The 4032-nt window shown below is 39.4% G+C and carries 5 protein-coding genes; 4 read left to right on the top strand and 1 reads right to left on the bottom strand.

Going from position 1 to position 4032, the window contains the following annotated elements; translation table 11 throughout:
• Positions 1-1800: SH3 domain-containing protein (locus tag ACFX4X_RS16810; RefSeq protein ID WP_377384859.1), on the top strand; the 1800-nt coding region annotated here is incomplete at its 5' end.
• 114 nt (positions 1801-1914) lie between these two features.
• Here the strand turns inward: ACFX4X_RS16810 and ACFX4X_RS16815 are convergent.
• Positions 1915-2349 carry an Rrf2 family transcriptional regulator gene (locus tag ACFX4X_RS16815; protein ID WP_061465201.1) on the bottom strand — a complete coding sequence of 145 codons (435 nt, stop codon included), beginning with the start codon at positions 2347-2349 and terminating at the stop codon, positions 1915-1917.
• 332 nt (positions 2350-2681) lie between these two features.
• Between ACFX4X_RS16815 and ACFX4X_RS16820 the strand changes: the two genes are divergently transcribed.
• The 3 genes from ACFX4X_RS16820 to ACFX4X_RS16830 all read left to right on the top strand — a co-directional run.
• Positions 2682-3380, top strand: coding sequence for a DsbA family protein (locus tag ACFX4X_RS16820; RefSeq protein WP_377384861.1), 699 nt, complete (start codon positions 2682-2684; stop codon positions 3378-3380).
• A gap of 3 nt (positions 3381-3383) precedes the next feature.
• Positions 3384-3794 carry a disulfide oxidoreductase gene (locus ACFX4X_RS16825; RefSeq protein WP_377384863.1) on the top strand — a complete coding sequence of 137 codons (411 nt, stop codon included), beginning with the start codon at positions 3384-3386 and terminating at the stop codon, positions 3792-3794.
• Positions 3795-3809: 15 nt separating this feature from the next.
• On the top strand, positions 3810-4032 hold a 223-nt coding region (locus ACFX4X_RS16830), incomplete at its 3' end, for a hypothetical protein (protein ID WP_377384865.1).

Here is a 4032-nt window from a genome sequence, read left to right on the forward strand (position 1 = left end):
AGCGGAACGGAAAGTGCCAGCATAGTCGCGAAGCTTTCAAAAGGAACGAAAGTGACGGTGTATTCGGAATCCAAAGGATGGGCGAAGATCAAGGCCAATGGAATAGATGGGTATGTCAGTACTGACTATCTTTCAACAACGAAGCCAGGAACGGCTCCCAATCCAACCATACCTGAAAAAACGACGACGAAATATGTAAACGTAAGCTCTGGTTCTCTGAATATGCGAAAAAGCGGAACGGAAAGTGCCAGCATAGTCGCGAAGCTTTCAAAAGGAACGAAAGTGACGGTGTATTCGGAATCCAAAGGCTGGGCGAAGATCAAGGCCAATGGAATAGATGGGTATGTCAGTACTGACTATCTTTCAACAACGAAGCCAGGAACGGCTCCCAATCCAATCATACCTGAAAAAACGACGACGAAATATGTAAATGTAAGCTTTGGTTCTCTTAATATGCGGAATAAACCGTCAGAAAGTGCTTCCATCATTGTGAAATTGGCCAAGGGTGCAGAGGTAGAAGTCATCTCGGAATCAAATGGCTGGTCAAAAATTATAGCGTATGGCGGAGAAGGTTACGTCAGTACGCAATATCTATCAGAAACGAAGCCTGGTTCTGTACCGGAAAGCCCGGATCCGAATCCAGACGAAGAAGAAACCACGTTAGTTAAATATGTAAATGTGAATGATGGCTCCAGTCTGAATATGCGCTCTTCTGCATCAGCTTCCGCTTCGATTATTGCCAAGCTTGTAAACAATACGGCCGTAAATGTATATTCTGAGTCTAATGGCTGGTCAAGAGTCACAGCTAATGGAAAAACGGGATATGTAAGTACGCAATATTTAACAGCCAAAGCGCCGGAAGGTCCAGGGAGTTCTAATGGATCGATAATCAGGATCGATAAAGAGTACAATCTTACGATGGACAAGATGGTTGAAATCCAAATGGCCGTTAATGGTCAAACGGATAAAACGTATAAAACCTACATACGAGAGGATGGGTTAACGTTAATCAATCCAACAAAAGGTACGGTAAAAGGAACTGGATGGCGTGTCAGGGGCGGAGCTGGATCTAATTATTGGGTAGTCGGTGCTGTCAGCAATTATCAATCATTGAATATCAAATCAAAAGTCATGGGCACTGACGGATACTATTGGTATGAGGTGGATTATAACAAGACATGGGTAAATGCCAGCCCGGAAGATATAGAATATAATCTCAATCCGGATAATTTTGTGAATGATCCAATCAAATCGTTCCAGTTCGTTAAGCTCTCCCAAGTCACCAACATGAACGTTTCTGAAGTGAATGATAGAATCCTTTCAGGTAAAGGGATTTTACAAGGCCAAGCTGCAACCTTCACTTCGGCAGGGGAAAAGTACGGGGTGAATGAAATCTACCTGATTTCACATGCTTTGCTGGAAACCGGGAATGGCACTTCACCGTTGGCGACTGGAGTTAAGGTGAACGGGAAAACGGTCTATAATATGTATGGAGTGGGGGCTTTTGACGGAACAGCGTTAAGCAGCGGCGCTCAATACGCATATAATGCAGGCTGGTTCACTCCGGAAGCGGCCATCATAGGCGGAGCCGAATTTATCGCCAAAGGATATATCTCTGCTGGACAGGACACGCTATACAAAATGAGATGGAATCCTATAGCTGCAGAGAAATATGGATATGCTACACACCAGTATGCTACTGATATTGGCTGGGCAACAAAACAAGTGAAACAAATTTATAATTTGTATAGTCTATTAGATTCCTATAAATTGACGATTGAAGTTCCTAAGTACAAATAAGAAAGAAGCAAAAAACACAGAGACCGACTCATGTGTTTTTTGCTTTTAAAACCATCTTCCCGCTCGAAAAACACTTCATATCGACGAAAAGGATAAAATGAAATGAAGCATTGATTATTTCATTTTATCCTTTTCTAAAATATCCTTAACGACATCCTCGATCGTTACCACTCCCAATGCCTTTTCCAAGGCAAGTTCAGCAACTGAAAAGATGGGTTCTATCGTATTTTGTATATTTCTTCCAACGGTGCATGCTGGATTAGGATTTTCATGGATTCCAAATAGCTCTTTATCGGATACAACGTTAACAGCCTGGTAAACATCAAGTAAAGTAATATCCGATAATTCCTTGGCCAATGTCGCTCCGGCAATACCTGGACGAACGTTGACTAAACCTGCACTCTTCAGCATGCCGGTGATTTTTCTGATTAATGCTGGGTTGGTGTTTACACTTTTTGCAATAAAATCAGAAGTGTTAACGCCTTCTTTATTTATTTCTAAAAGAGATAATATATGGATTCCTACGGAAAAGCGGGTACTGATGGACATCTCTTTTTTCTCTCCTTTAAAATCTCTATTCTTATATAGTATAAATTATTTAACATGTAATTCAAGTAGTTACAAGTTATAATTGAGGGTGCAAGAATAATATTTATCCATTAACCTTTACCCTGTCAAGTAACGCCGTTAAGAAGAAGCAAAAATAAAAGGTATGTGTAATTGACAAACATCATAGTGAAACTTATATTATTACGTGTAAATGAATCAGTTACAGGTGAGAGACATATAGGAAGGGGGAACTGAAATCGGCCTTAATGGTGCTTATAGGTCCATTATGGCTGTATAAGGAATTTCTAAACAACTACAACAGATGGAGGTATATGATGTCTAATAAAAAAAAGGGTAATTCAAAACAATCTTCTGCATTCATGTTTTGGATCATAGGGTTAATCGCTGTAATCATTATTGGCTTTATATTTTTAGCGAATGGGAAAGACAAAGATACAGATACAGCTGTATATGAAATGGATTATAAATCACAGCCCTATTTGGGAGAAAAATCGGCTCCTGTTCAAATTGTGGAATTTGGTGATTATAAATGTCCAGTGTGTAAGACATTCGAGGAGAAGTTCTTTCCTTCTATACAAAGTGAATTGATTGATACTGGAAAAGCACAATTTTATTTCATGAATTATTCGTTCATTAACGTCGATTCAATTAGATCCGCTAAATTTGCGGAAAGTGTTTATCAAGAATTAGGAAATGATACCTTTTGGAAATTTCATGAGCTGTTGTACGATAAGCAGCCAGATGACCCGAAATATGAAAAGGAAGATGTGTTTACGGACAAATTTCTAGAAGATACATTGAAAGAAATCGCAAATGACAAAGATGTGAAAAAGGTCGTTTCCTCTTTTAAAGCCGATAATTCTGAGGACCAATGGAACAAGGATATGAAGATTGCCGACGAATTAGGCGTTTCTGGAACACCTTCCTTATTTGTTAATGGCAAGAAGTTTGAAGGAAATACAATCGATGATTTAGTGAAAATGGTTGATGATGCAGCGAAGGAGAAATAGTTGATGAACAAGCCATTATTATTTTCGTGGATCCTATCAATCATTGCCACTGCTGGAAGTCTCTATTTTAGTGAGGTTCTCCATTATGTACCTTGTACCTTTTGTTGGTATCAAAGGATCTTGATGTACCCGCTCGTTATTTTATTGGGCCGTGCCTTTTATGAGCAGGACCTGAAAATCCATCGGTACATACTCCCATTATCGATTTTGGGCATGTTGGTTTCAGGGTATCACTATAGTCTGCAAAAAATTCCAGCACTACAGCATTTCGAAATGTGCCAAAGTGGTGTTCCTTGCTCCGGTGAGTATATTAATTGGTTAGGCTTCATCACGATTCCGTTTTTGGCTTTTATTGCTTTTACTCTCATTACTATCTGTATGGGACTGCTAATGCGGAAGAAACGCCATATTTGAAAAAAGCACCATTCTTTGTCAACTCTACAGGGAATGGTGCTTTTTTTATCGGCGAAAACCGGAATATATCATCGAAAATCGGAATATATCGGCGAAGATCGGAATATATCATCGAAAACCGGAATATATAGGCGAAGATCGGAATATATCATCGAAAACCGGAATATATCATCGAAAACCGGAATATATCATCGAAAACCGGAATATATCATCGAAAACCGGAATATATCATCGAAAA

It is taken from the genome of Peribacillus sp. YIM B13481, assembly GCF_042787985.1.
Lineage (GTDB): Bacteria > Bacillota > Bacilli > Bacillales > DSM-1321 > Peribacillus > Peribacillus simplex_A.